The organism is Pseudoxanthomonas japonensis (assembly GCF_043632995.1).
GTDB lineage: Bacteria > Pseudomonadota > Gammaproteobacteria > Xanthomonadales > Xanthomonadaceae > Pseudoxanthomonas_A > Pseudoxanthomonas_A japonensis.
Window position 1 is genome coordinate 255921 of the sequence record NZ_CP171632.1, and the last position, 15573, is coordinate 271493.

15 protein-coding genes and 1 pseudogene are annotated in these 15573 nt (G+C 68.1%); 9 read left to right on the forward strand and 7 right to left on the reverse strand.

The genetic code is table 11. The features are described from left to right. Positions 1-1740, reverse strand: a complete 1740-nt coding sequence (gene dnaG / locus ACGHX3_RS01120) for a DNA primase (protein ID WP_394696092.1) — start codon at positions 1738-1740, stop codon at positions 1-3. A 54-nt stretch (positions 1741-1794) separates the two neighbouring features. Between dnaG and dld the strand changes: the two are divergent. Further along, a pseudogene (gene dld / locus ACGHX3_RS01125) lies at positions 1795-3498 on the forward strand (D-lactate dehydrogenase); the annotation flags it as partial. Here dld and ACGHX3_RS01130 read toward each other — a convergent pair. From ACGHX3_RS01130 to rpsU, 4 genes are all read right to left on the reverse strand, one after another. Beyond that, complete coding sequence (locus ACGHX3_RS01130) at positions 3446-4399, reverse strand: YihY/virulence factor BrkB family protein (RefSeq protein WP_394696093.1); 954 nt, start codon at positions 4397-4399, stop codon at positions 3446-3448. The pseudogene dld and the gene ACGHX3_RS01130 sit on opposite strands and share 53 nt — an antisense overlap. Before the next feature lie 58 nt (positions 4400-4457). Further along, positions 4458-4952 (reverse strand): GNAT family N-acetyltransferase, encoded by a 495-nt coding sequence (locus ACGHX3_RS01135; RefSeq protein WP_394696094.1) that lies wholly within the window; start codon positions 4950-4952, stop codon positions 4458-4460. Between the two features lie 202 nt (positions 4953-5154). Beyond that, complete coding sequence (locus tag ACGHX3_RS01140) at positions 5155-5601, reverse strand: GatB/YqeY domain-containing protein (protein WP_162335966.1); 447 nt, start codon at positions 5599-5601, stop codon at positions 5155-5157. Between the two features lie 108 nt (positions 5602-5709). Beyond that, positions 5710-5925 carry a 30S ribosomal protein S21 gene (rpsU, locus tag ACGHX3_RS01145; protein WP_002808376.1) on the reverse strand — a complete coding sequence of 72 codons (216 nt, stop codon included), beginning with the start codon at positions 5923-5925 and terminating at the stop codon, positions 5710-5712. A gap of 134 nt (positions 5926-6059) precedes the next feature. On the opposite strand from rpsU, the gene tsaD reads away from it, so the two are divergent. The 4 genes from tsaD to folK all read left to right on the forward strand — a co-directional run bounded on the left by tsaD (position 6060) and on the right by folK (position 9393). Continuing rightward, positions 6060-7103: a tRNA (adenosine(37)-N6)-threonylcarbamoyltransferase complex transferase subunit TsaD gene (tsaD, locus tag ACGHX3_RS01150; protein ID WP_394696095.1), complete on the forward strand. Its 1044-nt coding sequence runs from the start codon at positions 6060-6062 to the stop codon at positions 7101-7103. A gap of 124 nt (positions 7104-7227) precedes the next feature. Further along, positions 7228-8493, forward strand: coding sequence for a mechanosensitive ion channel family protein (locus ACGHX3_RS01155; RefSeq protein WP_394696096.1), 1266 nt, complete (start codon positions 7228-7230; stop codon positions 8491-8493). 52 nt (positions 8494-8545) lie between these two features. After that, entirely contained in the window at positions 8546-8905 is a 360-nt protein-coding gene (folB, locus tag ACGHX3_RS01160; protein ID WP_394696097.1) for a dihydroneopterin aldolase, read from the forward strand. A gap of 2 nt (positions 8906-8907) precedes the next feature. Continuing rightward, on the forward strand, positions 8908-9393 hold the full coding sequence (gene folK, locus ACGHX3_RS01165) for a 2-amino-4-hydroxy-6-hydroxymethyldihydropteridine diphosphokinase (protein ID WP_394696098.1): 486 nt from the start codon (positions 8908-8910) through the stop codon (positions 9391-9393). A gap of 190 nt (positions 9394-9583) precedes the next feature. Here folK and ACGHX3_RS01170 read toward each other — a convergent pair whose 3' ends face one another. Further along, complete coding sequence (locus ACGHX3_RS01170) at positions 9584-10324, reverse strand: pteridine reductase (RefSeq protein WP_394696099.1); 741 nt, start codon at positions 10322-10324, stop codon at positions 9584-9586. Positions 10325-10507: 183 nt separating this feature from the next. Here ACGHX3_RS01170 and ACGHX3_RS01175 point away from each other — a divergent pair, with 183 nt between their 5' ends. Next, the gene (locus ACGHX3_RS01175) at positions 10508-11962 is read left to right on the forward strand and encodes a circularly permuted type 2 ATP-grasp protein (protein WP_394696100.1); all 1455 of its coding nucleotides are present in this window, start codon (positions 10508-10510) and stop codon (positions 11960-11962) included. Continuing rightward, on the forward strand, positions 11962-12903 hold the full coding sequence (locus ACGHX3_RS01180) for an alpha-E domain-containing protein (RefSeq protein WP_394696101.1): 942 nt from the start codon (positions 11962-11964) through the stop codon (positions 12901-12903). The genes ACGHX3_RS01175 and ACGHX3_RS01180 overlap by 1 nt, the downstream gene beginning before the upstream one ends. A gap of 117 nt (positions 12904-13020) precedes the next feature. On the opposite strand, the gene ACGHX3_RS01185 is transcribed toward ACGHX3_RS01180, so the two are convergent. Beyond that, positions 13021-13851 carry a 20S proteasome subunit A/B gene (locus ACGHX3_RS01185; protein WP_162335958.1) on the reverse strand — a complete coding sequence of 277 codons (831 nt, stop codon included), beginning with the start codon at positions 13849-13851 and terminating at the stop codon, positions 13021-13023. A 119-nt stretch (positions 13852-13970) separates the two neighbouring features. On the opposite strand from ACGHX3_RS01185, the gene ACGHX3_RS01190 reads away from it, so the two are divergent. Continuing rightward, complete coding sequence (locus ACGHX3_RS01190) at positions 13971-15155, forward strand: class I SAM-dependent methyltransferase (RefSeq protein ID WP_394696102.1); 1185 nt, start codon at positions 13971-13973, stop codon at positions 15153-15155. Then, positions 15143-15562 carry a VanZ family protein gene (locus ACGHX3_RS01195; protein WP_394697212.1) on the forward strand — a complete coding sequence of 140 codons (420 nt, stop codon included), beginning with the start codon at positions 15143-15145 and terminating at the stop codon, positions 15560-15562. The genes ACGHX3_RS01190 and ACGHX3_RS01195 overlap by 13 nt, the downstream gene beginning before the upstream one ends. Positions 15563-15573: the final 11 nt, after the last annotated feature.

Here is a 15573-nt window from a genome sequence, read left to right on the forward strand (position 1 = left end):
TCAGTGGCGGCCGATGCGGGCCTGCAGCAGGGTGCGCAGTTCGTACTTGTCGGTTTCGTCCAGGCCCATGCTGCGCTGCTTGGCCTGCAGTTCGTCCAGCCGCTGCTGCAGCATCTGCTTTTCCAACTGCACGGCGGCGTCGAGCATTTCCTGGCGCCAGCTGTCCTCGTCGCCGGGCAGGTCCTGCATCGCCAGCTTCTGCAGCGCCGCGGCCTCGTCGCGCTCGGCGAAGTGTTCCAGCAGCACGCCGGTGGTGATGTCGGGCCGCGCATGCACCAGGTCGATCAGTTCCAGCAGCAGTTCCATGCCGGCCAGCCGCAGCGCGGAGAAGCCGTGCGTCGACTCGATCGCCAGCGCCAGCGACGGCTTGTGCAGCAGACGCACGATGATGCTGCGGACCAGGCTCGGTTTGTTGTGGCCCGACTGCGAGGGCGCCGCGCGTCGTGCAGATACCGGTGGCGTGGCGGACGTCGTGTTCGTGTTGCCGGCACCGACGCCGGTGATCTCGGTCAGGCGCTGGCGCATCAGGTCGCCGAATGCGCCGTCGGGAATCTGCGCGAGCAGCGGGCGCGCGCGCTCGGCCAGGCGCGCCTTGCCGTCGAGCGTGGACAGCTTGATGTCCTTCGCCAGTTCGTCGAAGAAGAACTGGGACAGCGGCATCGCCTGCTGCAGGCGCGCGTCGAACCCGGCTGCGCCTTCCTGACGCACGATGGTGTCGGGATCCTCGCCGTCGGGCAGGAACAGGAAGAACGCCTGCCGCCCGTCCTTCATGCGTGGCAGTACCGATTCCAGCGCGCGCCAGGCGGCGCGCTGGCCGGCGGCATCGCCGTCGAAGCAGAAGTACACATCCGGCGCATTGCGGAACAGCAGCTCGGCGTGTTCCGGCGTGGTCGCCGTGCCCAGCGTGGCGACCGCTTCCTTCACGCCGAACTGGAACAGCGAGACCACGTCCATGTAGCCCTCGACGACGACCAGTCGCGCGATCTTCTGATTGGCCTGCTTCACCTGCCACAGGCCGTACAGCTCGCGACCCTTGTGGAACAGCGCGGTCTCGGGCGAATTGAGGTACTTCGGGCCGTCGTCCTTCTGCAGCACGCGGCCGCCGAACGCGATCACGCGTCCACGCCGGTCGTGGATCGGAAACATCACCCGGTCGCGGAACTTGTCGTAGACATGGCCACGGTCGTTCTTCGAGAACAGGCCGGCGCGGTCCAGCAACTTCATCCGCCGCTCGTCCGTGCCCAGCGCATCCTTCAGCGCCGAATAGCCGTCGGGCGCATAGCCGATCATGAACTGCGTGCGGATCGCCGCATCCACGCCGCGGCCATCCAGGTAGACCTTGGCCTTGTCGCTGCCGTCCAGGTTGCGCTGGAAGAAACGCGCCGCGGCTTCCAGGGCATTGAACAGGTCTTTCGTGTCGTTGTTTTCGTTGCGCTGCTGCGTCTCGCGCGGCACTTCCATGCCGGTGCGGCGCGCCAGTTCCTCCACCGCATCAAGGAACTCGAGGCGGTCGTAGTTCATCAGGAACGACAGCGCCGTGCCGTGCGCGCCGCAGCCGAAGCAGTGGTAGAACTGCTTGGTCGGCGACACCGTGAACGACGGCGAGCGTTCGTCGTGGAACGGACAGCAGGCCGAGTATTCCTTGCCCTGCCGCTTCAGCGGCACGCGCCCGCCCACCACCTCGACGATATCCGTCCGGGCGAGCAGTTCGTCGATGAAGGCGTCGGGGATGCGGGCCATGGGGCGCATAGGATGCCATGCCGGGCCGCGGAGCCGCCGCGCTACCATGCGGCCATGTCCGTTCATGTCCCTTCCGACGACGTCCTGCTGGCGCAGCTGCGCGAGGCCGTGGGCCGCGCGCACGTACTGACGGGCGAGCGCGCGACACGGCGCTACCGCAAGGGCTACCGGTTCGGCGACGGCCCGGTGCTGGCGGTGGCGTGTCCCGGCACGCTGCTGGAACTGTGGCGGGTGCTGCAGGCCACGGTGGCCGCGGGTCGGATCGTGCTGATGCAGGCGGCGAATACCGGGCTGACCGGCGGTTCCACCCCGGATGGCGACGGCTACGACCGTGGCATCGTGCTGGTCAGCACGCGGCGCCTCACCGGCGTGCAGCTGCTGGACGGCGGGCGCCAGGTCGTCTGCCTGCCGGGCGCGACGCTGGATGTGCTGGAGAAGCAGCTCGCGCCGCTGGGCCGCGAGCCGCATTCGGTCATCGGCTCCTCGTGCATCGGCGCGTCCGTGCTGGGCGGCGTCTGCAACAACTCCGGCGGCGCGCTGGTGCGTCGCGGGCCGGCCTACACCGAGCTGGCGCTGTACGCGCAGCTGGGCGCCGACGGCGTGCTGCGGCTGGTCAACCATCTCGGCATCGCGCTGGGCGACACGCCGGACGAGATCCTGTCGCGGTTGCAGGCCGGCGATTACGGCGCGGATGCGGTCGTCCACGATCCGGCGCAGGCGGCGTCGGATCCGTACTACGCAGAGCACGTACGCCAGGTCGACGCACCTACGCCCGCGCGCTACAACGCCGATCCCTCGCGCCTGCACGAGGCCTCGGGCTGTGGTGGGCGGCTGGCGGTGTTCGCCGTGCGGCTGGATACGTTCGAACAGGATGCGGCGTCGGTCTTCTACCTCGGCAGCAACGATCCGGACGATCTCACCGAGGTGCGCCGGCATCTGCTGACCGCCTTCGAGCGGCTGCCGATCGCGGGCGAGTACCTGCATCGCGACGCGTTCGACATCGGCGACCGCTACGGCAAGGACACCTTCCTGCTGATCGACCGCTTTGGCACCGACAAGGTGCCGGCGGCGTTCGCACTGAAGAGCCGCGTGGACGGCTGGTGCGAACGGTTCGGCATGCCGGGGCTGGCGGACCGCGTGCTGCAGTCGCTGACGGCGATGCTGCCGGATCATCTGCCGCCCCGGCTGCGCGCCTACCGCGACCGTTACGAGCATCATCTGCTGCTGAAGGTGTCGACGCGCGATGCGGAGGCGACGCGCGCGTTCCTGCAGCGCTTCTTCGGTGAGCGCGAGGGTGATTTTTTCGCCTGCAATGCGGACGAAGGTCGCAAGGCCTTCCTGCTGCGTTTCGCCGTGGCCGGCGCGGCCGTGCGTTACCGCGCCGTGCATGCGGCGCAGGTGCAGGACATCGTCGCGCTGGACGTCGCCCTGCGCCGCGATGATCGCGACTGGGTGGAGGCATTGCCGGAGAACGTCGCCGCGACGATGGTGGCGCGGCTCTACTACGGGCACTTCTTCTGCCACGTGTTCCACCAGGATTACATCGTGAAAAAGGGTGTCGATCCGCTGGCGGTGGAGCATCGCCTGTGGGACCTGCTCGACGCCCGCGGTGCCGAATATCCCGCCGAGCACAACGTCGGCCATCTCTATCGCGCCAAGCCGGCGCTGGCCGCGTTCTATCGCGCGCTCGATCCCACCAACACCTTCAATCCGGGGATCGGGCAGACGTCGAAATGCCGTCACTGGGCGGAAGCGGACCGGCAGCCGGAGCATCCTGCGCAGGCGACAGCTGCCGCCGAACGTGCAAACGCTCATCGATCACCGCGGTGATCAGCGCGCCGACGAAGAACACCACGCTGGCGTAGTAGATCCACACCAGCAACAGCACCAGTGCGCCCATCGAACCGTAAGCACTGCCGGGCGCGGCTTCCGCCAGATACAGGCCGATCAGGTAACGGCCGGCGGCGAACAGCAACGCGGTGATGGCGCCGCCCAGGAAGGCCTGCTTCCACGCCACGCGCCGGTCGGGCAGGTAGTGGTAGAAGAAGGCGAATGCCAGCGCGTAGAGCAGCAGCGTGGTGATGTAGCCGAGCGCGGGCAGCAGCGACGGCAGTCGCGCGAACACCACCTGCAGCGCGGTGGTGGCGACCATCGAGACGACCAGCAGGAAGCCGATGGCCAGCACCACGCCGAGCGAGAACACGCGCTTCTTCAGCCAGGCCATCACGCCGCTGAGCCGTTGCGCATCGGTGCGGAAGATCAGGTTGAGCGCACCCTGCAGCTGGGCAAAGACGATGGTGGCGCCGACGAAGAGCAGGGCGGTGCTCCACCATCCGGCCAGGGAGCCGACATCCGGTCGGTCGCTGGCGTTGCGGATCACCGTCTCCGCCACCGTGCCGGCGCTGGGCCCGGCGAGCTGCTGGATCTGGTCGAGCAGCGATTGTTGCGCGGGCGGATACAGCGATGCCGTCAGCCACAGCAACAGGATCAGCAGCGGCGCCAGCGACAGCAGCGCATAGAAGGACAGCGACGCCGCCTGCGTCATCAGGTCGGTTTCGACGAAGCGCCGTATCAGCGCCGCCGGCAGGCTGCGGCTGGCGCGCTCGCCGGCATCGCGTGCCCGTGCGCGCAGGGTGCGGAAGGAGGCTCGACGTTCCATGCGTCGAGCGTGCCAAGGGCGACGTCAGCAGTTCGTTATGGCGACGTGGTCGTGCGCTTCACGCATCGCTGCGCGCGAGCGCCTGCAGCGCATCGCCGGTGACGCGTTGCACGGTCCATTCGTCCAGGCCCACGGCGCCGAGGCTGCGGTAGAGACGGATGGCGGGTTCGTTCCAGTCCAGCACCGACCACTCGAAGCGGCCGCAGCCGCGCGCCACGGCCAGCTGCGCCAGATGCACCATCAGCCGCCTGCCGATGCCGAGCCCGCGATGGCCCGGCAGCACGAACAGGTCTTCGAGGTACAGCCCCGGCTGGCCGAGGAAGGTCGAGAAGGAATGGAAGAACAGCGCGAAGCCGGCGGGTACGCCATCGGCTTCGGCGATGACGACTTCGGCGGCGGGACGCTCACCGAACAGGTGCGTCTCGAGCAGGGCTGGCGTGGCGACGGCCTCGTGGGCGAGCTTTTCGTACTCGGCCAGGCCGCGGATGAAATCGAGGATCTGCGGGATGTAGGCGCGGGTGGCCGGGCGCAGGGTGATGGCGGGGGTGTCCATGGCGCGAGGATGCCACGGACGGGGCGCGGCGCCGAAGGTCCGGCGCCCGCGACAGGCTCAGCCTGCGAGCTTCTTCTTGATCAGTAGAGCGGAGCTTGCTCCGCTGCTCCCGGCCGTGCGTGGCGGGGGGAGCCGAGCAAGCTCGGCTCTACGAGGACGCCGCGATCTGCTGCGTAGCGTGCGCTCCGCACACCAGCGCCATTCAGCCCGCGAGCTTCTTCTTGATCAGCGCGGAGACCTGGCCCATGTCGGCCTGGCCGGCGAGGCGCGGCTTCAGCACGCCCATCAGCTTGCCCATGTCGGCGGGGCCGGTGGCACCGGTCTCGGCGATGGCGGCCTCGATGGCGGCCAGGATCTCGGCTTCGCCGAGCTTGGCCGGCAGGTAGGTGTCGATCACCGCCAGTTCGGCGCGCTCGATGGCGGCCAGGTCCTCGCGGTTGGCGGCTTCGAACTGGCTCACCGAGTCCTTGCGCTGCTTGACCATCTTCTCCAGCACGGCCAGCACCGCGGCGTCGTCCAGCTCGATGCGCTCATCGACTTCGCGCTGCTTGATGGCGGCGTTGATCAGGCGGATGACCGCCAGGCGGTCCTTCTCGCCGGCCTTCATGGCGGCCTTCATGTCATCGGTGAGCTGCTGTTTCAGGGACATGGTGTGCTCCGGGGGAACAGGGAAGAGACGGCCCGCGGGCGCGGGACGCCAAAAACACAAAAAGCCGGCGACGCTCGCGCGTGCCGGCTTCGTGCGAAGCGACGCGGCTCAGTACAGGCGCTGGCGCTTGGTGACGTCGCGCGAGCTGCGACGCAGCTGACGCTTCACCGCAGCAGCGGCCTTGCGCTTGCGCTCCTGGGTCGGCTTCTCGTAGAACTCGCGCTTGCGGGTTTCGGCCAGGACGCCGGCCTTTTCGCAGGTGCGCTTGAAGCGACGCAGCGCAAACTCAAACGGCTCGTTTTCGCGGACTTTGACGCTGGGCATACGTAATCTCGGTGGTGTAAACGGTCCGGGCACGCCCGGTGAGCCGCGTATTATAGCGACCAAAGCCGTCGCTGCAACCCACCCCGGGCGTCCAGCCGGCTTGCCCTCCCCTTTCCGAGCCACCAGATCCCCCCATGAAAGTTCTCGGTATCGAAACCAGCTGCGACGAAACCGGTGTGGCCGTCTACGACACCGCCCTGGCCGGTGCCGCCGGCCTGCGCGCCCACGCGGTCTACAGCCAGATCGCCCTGCATGCCGAATACGGCGGGGTGGTGCCGGAACTGGCCAGCCGCGATCACGTCCGCAAGCTGCTGCCGCTGATCCGCCAGACCCTGGTCGAGTCCGGCCTGACCACCGCGGACCTGGAGGGCGTGGCCTACACCGCCGGCCCTGGCCTGGTCGGGGCGCTGCTGGTGGGCGCCGGGGTAGCCCGGTCGCTGGCCTGGGCGCTGGACGTCCCCGCGGTGGCCGTCCATCACATGGAGGGCCACCTGCTGGCGCCGCTGATGGAAGACGACCCGCCGGACGCGCCCTTCGTGGCCCTGCTGGTCTCCGGCGGACACACCCAGCTGGTGGCCGTGGACGCCATCGGCCGTTACCGCCTGCTCGGCGAGACGCTGGACGATGCCGCCGGCGAGGCCTTCGACAAGACCGCCAAGATGATGGGCCTGCCGTACCCCGGTGGCCCGCAGCTGGCGGCCCTGGCGGAAAAGGGCACCCCCGGCCGCTTCAGGTTCGCCCGGCCCATGACTGACCGGTCTGGCCTGGATTTCAGTTTCAGTGGCCTGAAGACCCAGGTGCTGCTGGCCTGGCGCGACAGCGACCAGTCGGAGCAGACCCGCGCCGACATCGCGCGTGGCTTCGAGGATGCCGTGGTCGATACGCTGGCGATCAAGTGCGAACGCGCGCTGGACGAAGCCGGCAGCGACGTCATCGTCATCGCCGGCGGCGTGGGCGCCAACAAGCGCCTGCGCGCGAAGCTGCAGGAAATGGCGGCGAAGCGCGGTGGCCGTGCCTGCTTTCCGCGGCCGTCGCTGTGCACCGACAACGGCGCGATGATCGCCTTCGCCGGCGCGTTGCGGCTGGAAGCGGGGCAACATGAGACCGCGGAAGTGAAGGTCACGCCGCGCTGGGACATGGCCACGCTGCCGCAGGTCGCCGTGGTCGGTTCACCGTAACAAACCGGCGAGTTCCGTTCAGGTTCAAGGCGGTGCGGGTAGGGTGTCCGCTCCGCCAACCGGCGCGTCCTCCTGCGCAATGCAGGCTGCAGGGCGCGCAAGAACCACCTCAAGGGGTAACGGAATGACCGAACAGCTGGAGGCCCTGCGCGCCTTCCTTGCGCCCTATCCCTGGGCCTACACCCTCGTTGTCGCCAGTGCGCTCGTGCTGGTGGCCTGGCTGGCCAACTGGATCACCAAGCGCGTGTTGCTGCGTGGCCTGCGCCGCCTGTTGACCACGCTTCCGCTGGGCCAGGGCGACCACCAGGTACGGTTGCGGGTGATCCCGCGGCTGGCCAACGTGGTCCCTGCCGTGGTGCTCGCCGCCGGCGTCGCCCTGGTCCCCGACCTGCCGGCGATGCTGGTGGCGATGGTCCGCAACGTCTGCTTCGCCTTCATCATCCTGACGGTGGCACTGGCCATCGCCGCCGCGCTCGACCTGGCCAACGAGGTCTACCAGCGGCGGCCCGACGCGGCCGACAAGCCGATCAAGGGCTACCTGCAGCTGCTGAAGATCATCGTGTTCGTCATCGCCGCGGTGCTGATGGTCGCCGCCCTGATCGACCGCTCGCCGGTGATCCTGCTGTCGGGCCTGGGCGCGATGATGGCGGTGCTGATCCTGGTGTTCCAGGACACCCTGCTGTCGCTGGTGGCCAGCGTGACCATCAGTTCCAACGACATGGTGCGCGTGGGCGACTGGATCGAGATGCCCAGCCAGAACGCCGACGGCGACGTCATCGACATCGCCCTGCACACGGTGAAGGTGCAGAACTGGGACAAGACCATCACCACCATTCCCACCAAGAAGCTGATCAGCGACTCGTTCAAGAACTGGCGCGGCATGAGCGAGTCCGGCGGGCGCCGTATCAAGCGCGCGCTGCACCTGGACCAGAACAGCGTGAGTTTCCTGGGCGAGGAGGAGCAGGCGCGACTGCGCCGGTTCCGGCTGCTGGGCGATTACCTGCAACGCAAGGACGGCGAACTGGACGCATGGAATGCGCGCCTGGCCGAACAGGGCCGCGAGCCGGTCAACCAGCGCCGCATCACCAACCTCGGCACGTTCCGTGCCTACGTGGAGGCCTACCTGCGCGCGCACGGCGACATCCACGACGGCATGACGCTGCTGGTGCGCCAGCTGCCGCCGGGCCCGACCGGTCTGCCGCTGGAGATCTACTGCTTCACGCGCACGGTAGCGTGGGGTCCGTACGAAGGCATCCAGTCGGACATCTTCGACCACCTGCTGGCGATCCTGCCGGAGTTCGGGCTGCAGGTGTTCCAGCAGCCGGGAGGTGCCGACGTGCGCGGGTTGCAGGGCGTCTCGGCGACGGCCGGCATGGCGGCTGCGGGCTGAGCGCGGACATCGATTGCGCGTACCATTCCCGCTCCCGCATCCCGAGCTATCCATGGACATCGTTTTCATCGAAGACCTGCGCATCGAGACCGTCATCGGCATCTACGACTGGGAGCGCGGGATCCGCCAGACCGTGGCGCTGGACGTGGAAATGGGCTTCGACAACCGCGTGCCGGCGGCGAGCGACGACATCGCGCACACGCTGGACTACAAGGCGGTATCGAAGCGGCTGATTTCCTTCGTCGAGGAGGCGAACTTCGGGCTGGTCGAGACGCTGGCCGAACGCTGCGCGGAGATCATCCGCGAGGACTTCGGTGTCGCGTGGGTGCGGCTGAAGCTGAGCAAGCCCGGCGCGGTCACCGGTGCGCGCAACGTCGGCGTGCTGATCGAACGCGGCGTACGCCCGGCCTGACCATGGGAAAGGCCTATCTCAGCCTGGGCAGCAACGTGGAGCCCGAGCGGCACCTGCGCGCCGCCGTCGCGGCGTTGCGCGAGCGCTTCGGCGACGTGCTGCTGTCGCCGGTCTATCGCACGCGCTCGGTCGGTTTCGACGGCACCGACTTCCTGAATTCCGCCGCGGTGATCGACAGCGACCTGGATCCGCTCGCGCTGAACGCCTGGCTGCATGCGCTGGAGGACGCGCATGGCCGCGACCGCAGCGGCCCGCGCTTCTCCGACCGGACGCTGGACATCGACATCGTGCTGTACGACGACCGGGTGATGCAGGGCCCCGGCAACCTGCGCCTGCCGCGCGACGAGCTGAAGCATGCCTTCGTGCTGTTGCCGCTGGCCGAGATCGCTCCCGACATGGTCGACCCACGTAGTGGTCGCACGCTGGCCGCGCTGTGGCGCGAACATCCCGACCACGACACGCCGCCGCGGCCGGTGTCTTTCGAGTAGGTGCGGCACGCTGCGCAACCAGCACAACCAGCACAACCAGCACAACCAGCACAACCAGCACAACCAGCACAACCAGCACAACCAGCACAACCAGCACAACCAGCACAACAGCTGATCCATGGATATCCATAACCCGTCATCCCGGCCTGCGCCGGGATGACGGTGCTTTACGTGCGCAGCACGCTCGATCTCAGGCGATCGCCCGGCCACCATCCACGTGGATCACCTGGCCGGTGACATAGGCCGCCGCATCGCCCAGCAGCCAGGCCACGGTACCGGCGATGTCGGACGGATCGCCGACGCGCCCCAGCGGGGTCTGCGCCAGCAGATTCGCCTGCATGTCCGTATCGATGCCGCCGTCCGGCCACAGGATGGCGCCGGGCGACACCGCGTTCACCCGTACCGCCGGCGCCAGCGAGACCGCCAGTCCGCGCGAGACCGCCAGCAAGGCCGCCTTCGATGCCGCGTACAAGGCCAGGTCCGCGCGCGGCTTGTCGGCGTAGATGTCGGCGATGTTGACGATGGCGCCACGCACGGCACGCAGATGCGGTGCTGCCGCCTGCGCGAGGAAGAACGGGGCACGTGCGTTGACGCCGAACAGCTCCTCCCACTGCGCCGGCGTAGCGCTGCCGGCGGGCGTGGGATAGAACGCCGATGCGTTGTTGACCAGCGCATCCAGGCGACCGTAGTGGCCGACGGTCTTCGCGACCAGTTCCGGCAGCCGGTCGAAGACCGCCAGGTCGGCCTGCAGCATCAGCGTGCTGCCTGCGCGCGCCGCTTCCAGTCCGGCCACGAGCGACTGCATGTCGCCGGCCGAACCGCGGTAGTGCAGCGCCACGTCGTAACCCTCGGCATGTAGCCGGCGCGCGATCGCCGCGCCGATGCGGCGGGCGGCGCCGGTGATCAGGACGACACGACGCGGCGTGGACATGGCGGGCTCCGGGACGGGAGCCGGCATTGTCCCCGCTTTGCACCGGAATGGCGCATGCCGACGTCAAAAAGGTGAGTCGATGCGCGCGGCGCACGGAGGCTTGACGGCGCGCACGCCGACCGTGCATGTTGCGACGCATCACCCTTCGTCGGATGTGCCGGCGAGGGACAGCGGAAAGGGCGAATGGACTGGGCGAAATACCGCACCACGACCTTTGACGAACTGATCCAGGCCGATGGACGGCCGCGACCGGCCGCGCGACGCCTGGTCGAGTACCTCGCCGGCCTGTCGGGCCGCGAACTCGCCGAACGCCAGCTGGCCGCCGACGTGGTGGCGCGCGTGCAGGGCATCACCTTCACCGTGTACTCCGACGGTCGCAACGTCGACCGCACGCTCCCGTTCGACCTGATCCCGCGCATCATCCCGCTCAGCGAATGGCAGCGCACCGAAGCCGGCCTGAAGCAGCGCATGCGCGCGCTGAACCTGTTCATCGGCGACATCTACGGCAAGCAGCAGATCGTCAAGGACAAGGTGTTCCCGGCGATGCTGCTGAAGGACTCGGTGAACTTCCGCGAGCAGTGCGTCGGCATCACGCCGCCGCTGGACGTATGGGCGCACATCTGCGGCTCCGACCTGGTGCGCGATGGCGACGGCACGCTGTACGCGCTGGAAGACAACCTGCGCATTCCCAGCGGCGTCAGCTACATGCTGGAAAACCGCATGGTGGCCAAGCGCGTGTTCCCGGAGCTGTTCGAGACCAGTTCCATCCTGCCGGTCGACGAGTACCCCAGCCAGCTCTACGACACCCTCGCCGCGCTGTCGCCGCGTCCCGGCGACTCGCCGGTGATCGCGCTGCTGACGCCGGGCGTGTTCAACAGCGCCTACTTCGAGCACGCCTACCTGGCGCAGGCGATGGGTATCGAACTCGTGGAAGGCAGCGACCTGTTCGTCGCCGACGACGACTGCACCTACATGCGCACGGTCTATGGCCCCAAGCGCGTCGATGTGGTCTACCGCCGCGTCGACGACCTGTTCATCGACCCGGAGGTGTTCCATCCGGAGTCCGTGCTCGGCGTGCCCGGCCTGATCCGCAGCTGGCGCGCCGGCAAGGTGGCGCTGGCGAATGCGCCGGGCGCGGGCGTCGCCGACGACAAGGTCGTGTTCGCGTACGTGCCGAAGATGATCAAGTACTACCTCGACGAGGATCCGATCCTGCCCAACGTGCCCAGCTACCTCTGCCACAACGCGAAGGAGCGCAGGTACGTGCTGGAGAACATCGAGAAGCTGGTGGTGAAGCCGGCCAACGAGTCCGGCGGCTACGGCATGCTGATCGGTCCGCGCTCGACGAAGCGGCAGCGCGAGAAGTTCAAGGCGCTGATCGAGGCGAATCCGCGCAACTACATGGCGCAGCCGACGCTGGCGCTGTCAACCGCGCCCATCGTCACCAAGCAGGGGCCGTCGCCGCGCCACATCGACCTGCGCCCGTTCGTGCTGTCGCGGCAGGACACCTACGTCACCACCGGCGGGCTGACACGCGTGGCGATGGTGAAGGGCTCGCTGGTCGTCAATTCGTCGCAGGGTGGCGGCGCCAAGGACACGTGGGTGGTCGACCTGTCCGACGACGAGGAGGCTGCCTGATGCTGTCGCGCGTCGCCGACAACCTCTACTGGTTCAGCCGCTACGTGCGGCGCGCGGAGAACACCGCGCGCCTGGTCGGCGTGGGCAGCCAGCTGCAACTCGACATGCCGCGCTCGGTGCGGTTCGCGTGGCGTCCGATGATCGATACCGTAGGCGCCGGCGAGTGCTTCGAGCAGTGCCATCCGGAAACGGCGGAAGCAGCGGGCGATGCGGACGTGATCCGCTTCCTGTTGCTGGACGAACGCAATCCGTCGTCGCTGCGCACCTCGGTCGATTCGGCACGCGAGATCCTGCGCAGCATCCGCGACACGCTGCCGCAGGACGTGTGGGAAGCGATCAACGACCTGCACCTCTACATCGATGCGCAGGGGGAGCGCAGCCTCAGCCGGCGTTACCGGCTCGAGTTCCTGCAACGCATCGTCGATGGCTGCCTGAAGGTGTCGGGCCTGCTGAGCGCCAACGTCAGCCGCGACATCGGCTACCAGTTCCTGCGCCTGGGGACGGCGCTGGAACAGGCCGACATGACCACGCGCATCATGGACGCGGGTGCGTCGGGGCTGGTGAGGCCACGCAACGAGGACGACCGCGAGGCGTTCCAGAACATGCAGTGGATGAGCGTGCTGCGCTCGCTGGCCGGGTACCAGATGTTCCGCCGCCACGTGCGCCAGCGCGTCACCGCCGAACTGGCGCTGCGCTTCCTGCTGCAGAACAACGAGTTCCCGCGCAGCGTGCACTTCTGCCTGTCGCGCATGCAGAGCGTGCTGCCGACCATGCCGCCACGCCCCGGTGTGGATCGCCACCTCAACCGCGTGATCGGCCTGACCCGCAATGCCGATCCCGCCGTGCTGGCGACACGCAATCCCGCGCAGTTCATGGACCAGATCCAGGTGCACCTGGGTGCGCTGCACGACGCGATCGCGGAAGCCTACTTCCACGGTTGAGGTGGCGTGTTTGCCCTCGTGGGAGCGACGTCAGTCGCGATGACGCGACGCGGATCTTTCAGGGTCGAGGACGATCGCGGCCGTCGCGACTGACGTCGCTCCTACAGAAAGCCGCGCTTACTGCTGCCCTTGCGCGTCGCCGGGATCCTGCCGCGACGGCGCGCGACGCGGCGGCATCACCGGCAGCGGGCCGGACGACGGTTCGGTCTCGCGCTGAGGTTCCCACGGGAACCTCGGCAGGCTGTGCACGGCGGCTTCCAGCTTGCGCGACCAGGTGTCGTGGATTTCCGAATACAGGGGCGTGTCCGCTTCCAGTCGCATCTTCTGGCTGATCTTCAGGTCGCCGTTGCGCAGCAGCGCCATGTCCACCGGCATGCCCACCGACAGGTTGGAGCGGATGGTGGAATCCAGCGACACCAGCGCGCAGCGTGCCGCGTCTTCCAGCGACGTCTCCGGCCGGATGATGCGGTCGAGGATCGGCTTGCCGTACTTGGATTCGCCGATCTGCAGGTACGGCGTTTCCGGTGAGGTGGCGATGCAGTTGCCGAGCGGATAGACCATGTACAACCCGGGGCGTTCGCCGGCGATCTGGCCGCCGAGGATCAGCGTGGACTGGACATTGACGCCACTCTGCTGCGCCTCGTCGTTCATCTTCACCTGGCTGGCGACGAGCGTGTCGCCGACGTACTCCGCCACTTCGTACAGGTGCGAGAACGTGCGCAGGCTCCGTGCCGCGTTGGGATCGTCGGCATCGCGCTGCAGTCGCGAGATGGTCAGCTGCGTGGTGGCCAGGTTGCCCGCGGACATGATGACGAACACGCGGTCGCCCGGCCATTCGAACACGTGCATCTTGCGGTAGACGCGCACGTCGTCGAAGGAGGCGCTGGTGCGGGTATCCGCGGCGAAGACCAGGCCTTCGTTGACTTCGATGCCGACGCAATAGGTCATGGCGTGTCCGTTGCTGCTGTGCATCACGATTCTATGCGTGCCCTCCGGGGTTGGCTAGGGCCGGCACGCCAGTGTGAAACGGCCCGTACAATGGCGGGGTTTCCCGCTTCTGGTGCGACATGCAGGCCGACCTCCCCCTTCCCGATGACGCCGCGCAGGCGCACAGCGCGCACCTCGCCGCCCTGATCCGCGCGGAGATCGTGGCCGAAGGCGGCAGCCTGCCGTTCTCGCGCTTCATGGAGCGCAGCCTGTATGCGCCGGGGATGGGGTACTACAGCGCGGGCAGCACCAAGTTCGGCGAAGCCGGCGACTTCACCACCGCGCCGGAACTGGGGCCGCTGTTCGCCAGTTGCGTGGCGCAGGCGATCGCGCCGGTATTGCAGCAGATCGGTCCGGAGGCGGAGTTCGTCGAGATCGGCGGCGGCAGCGGTGCGTTCGCCGAGATCATGCTGAAGCGACTGCTCGAACTCGATGCGCTGCCCGCGCGCTATGCCATCCTCGAGCCCAGCGCCGACCTGCGCGAACGGCAGCGCGAGCGGCTGGGACAACGTCTGATCCCGCCGGTGTTCGATCTGGTGGAATGGCTGGATGGTCCGCCGTCCGAGGCGTGGAATGGCGTGCTGTTCGCCAACGAGGTGATCGATGCCCTGCCGACGCCGCGCTTCACGCTGCGCGATGGCGAGGTGTTCGAGGAGGGGGTGGCGGTCAGTGCCGATGGCCGTTTCGTGCGCGCCGATCGCCCCGCCGATGCGTTGCTGGCCGCAGCGGTGCGCCACGTCGAACGCTATCTGGAACAGCCGTTCCCCGATGGCTACCGCTCCGAACTGCTGCCGCAGCTGCCCTACTGGATCCAGGCGGTGATGGGCGGACTGGATCGCGGTGCGATGCTGTTCGCCGACTACGGCTACACCCGGCGCGAGTACTACCAGCCCGACCGCGACGACGGCACGCTGCGCGCGTACTACCGCCACCGCGTGCACAACGATCCCTACCTGTGGCCGGGATTGCAGGACATCACGGCCTCCGTCGACTTCACCGCACTGGCCGAAGCCGGTACGCAGGCCGGCTTCGATCTGGCCGGCTACACCACGCAGGCGAACTTCCTGCTCGGCAACGGACTGCAGGAACGGTTGAACGAAGCCGAGGCGCGCGCGGACGAGACCACGCTGCTGCGCCTGCGCAACGAAGCCAAGCGGCTGACCCTGCCCAGCGAGATGGGCGAGCGCTTCCAGGTGATGGGATTCTCCAGCGATGTCGAGTTCGGCACCGCCTTCCTGTTCAACGACCTGAGCTGGCGCCTGTGAGCGGCGTGCTCGCGTTGAAGCCGTTCCGTCGGCCGCGCCTGTGGGTGGGCCTGTGGTGCGTGGCGATCATGGCGGTGATCGTGCTGTCGCTGGTCAACCTGAGCGGCCTGCCTCCCGTCCCGGAAGGCGGCGACAAGGTAGAGCACTTCATCGCCTACGCCTTGCTGTCGACCTCCGCGATGCAACTGTTCGCCACCCGCCGAGGCTGCGTCGTTGCCGCGCTGATGCTGGTCGCATTGGGCATCGTGGTGGAATTCGCGCAGGGATCGCTGACCGCCACGCGCATGGCCGATGCGCAGGATGCGCTGGCCAATGCGCTGGGTGTGCTGGCCGGATTCGCCACGCGCCTGACGCCCTTCAGCCGCCTGCTGCTGGCGATCGACGCCCGCTTGCCCGCACGGGCCTGAGAAAAAGAAAA

Excerpts from the sequence above, each read along its gene's own strand:
- dnaG (WP_394696092.1), bottom strand. The coding sequence starts at position 1,740 with ATGGCCCGCATCCCCGACGCCTTCATCGACGAACTGCTCGCCCGGACG.
- ACGHX3_RS01175 (WP_394696100.1), top strand. The coding sequence starts at position 10,508 with ATGGACTGGGCGAAATACCGCACCACGACCTTTGACGAACTGATCCAG.
- ACGHX3_RS01140 (WP_162335966.1), bottom strand. The coding sequence starts at position 5,601 with ATGTCCCTGAAACAGCAGCTCACCGATGACATGAAGGCCGCCATGAAG.
- ACGHX3_RS01190 (WP_394696102.1), top strand. The coding sequence starts at position 13,971 with ATGCAGGCCGACCTCCCCCTTCCCGATGACGCCGCGCAGGCGCACAGC.
- ACGHX3_RS01180 (WP_394696101.1), top strand. The coding sequence starts at position 11,962 with ATGCTGTCGCGCGTCGCCGACAACCTCTACTGGTTCAGCCGCTACGTG.
- ACGHX3_RS01135 (WP_394696094.1), bottom strand. The coding sequence starts at position 4,952 with ATGGACACCCCCGCCATCACCCTGCGCCCGGCCACCCGCGCCTACATC.
- folB (WP_394696097.1), top strand. The coding sequence starts at position 8,546 with ATGGACATCGTTTTCATCGAAGACCTGCGCATCGAGACCGTCATCGGC.
- ACGHX3_RS01185 (WP_162335958.1), bottom strand. The coding sequence starts at position 13,851 with ATGACCTATTGCGTCGGCATCGAAGTCAACGAAGGCCTGGTCTTCGCC.
- tsaD (WP_394696095.1), top strand. The coding sequence starts at position 6,060 with ATGAAAGTTCTCGGTATCGAAACCAGCTGCGACGAAACCGGTGTGGCC.
- ACGHX3_RS01170 (WP_394696099.1), bottom strand. The coding sequence starts at position 10,324 with ATGTCCACGCCGCGTCGTGTCGTCCTGATCACCGGCGCCGCCCGCCGC.
- rpsU (WP_002808376.1), bottom strand. The coding sequence starts at position 5,925 with ATGCCCAGCGTCAAAGTCCGCGAAAACGAGCCGTTTGAGTTTGCGCTG.
- ACGHX3_RS01130 (WP_394696093.1), bottom strand. The coding sequence starts at position 4,399 with ATGGAACGTCGAGCCTCCTTCCGCACCCTGCGCGCACGGGCACGCGAT.
- folK (WP_394696098.1), top strand. The coding sequence starts at position 8,908 with ATGGGAAAGGCCTATCTCAGCCTGGGCAGCAACGTGGAGCCCGAGCGG.
- ACGHX3_RS01155 (WP_394696096.1), top strand. The coding sequence starts at position 7,228 with ATGACCGAACAGCTGGAGGCCCTGCGCGCCTTCCTTGCGCCCTATCCC.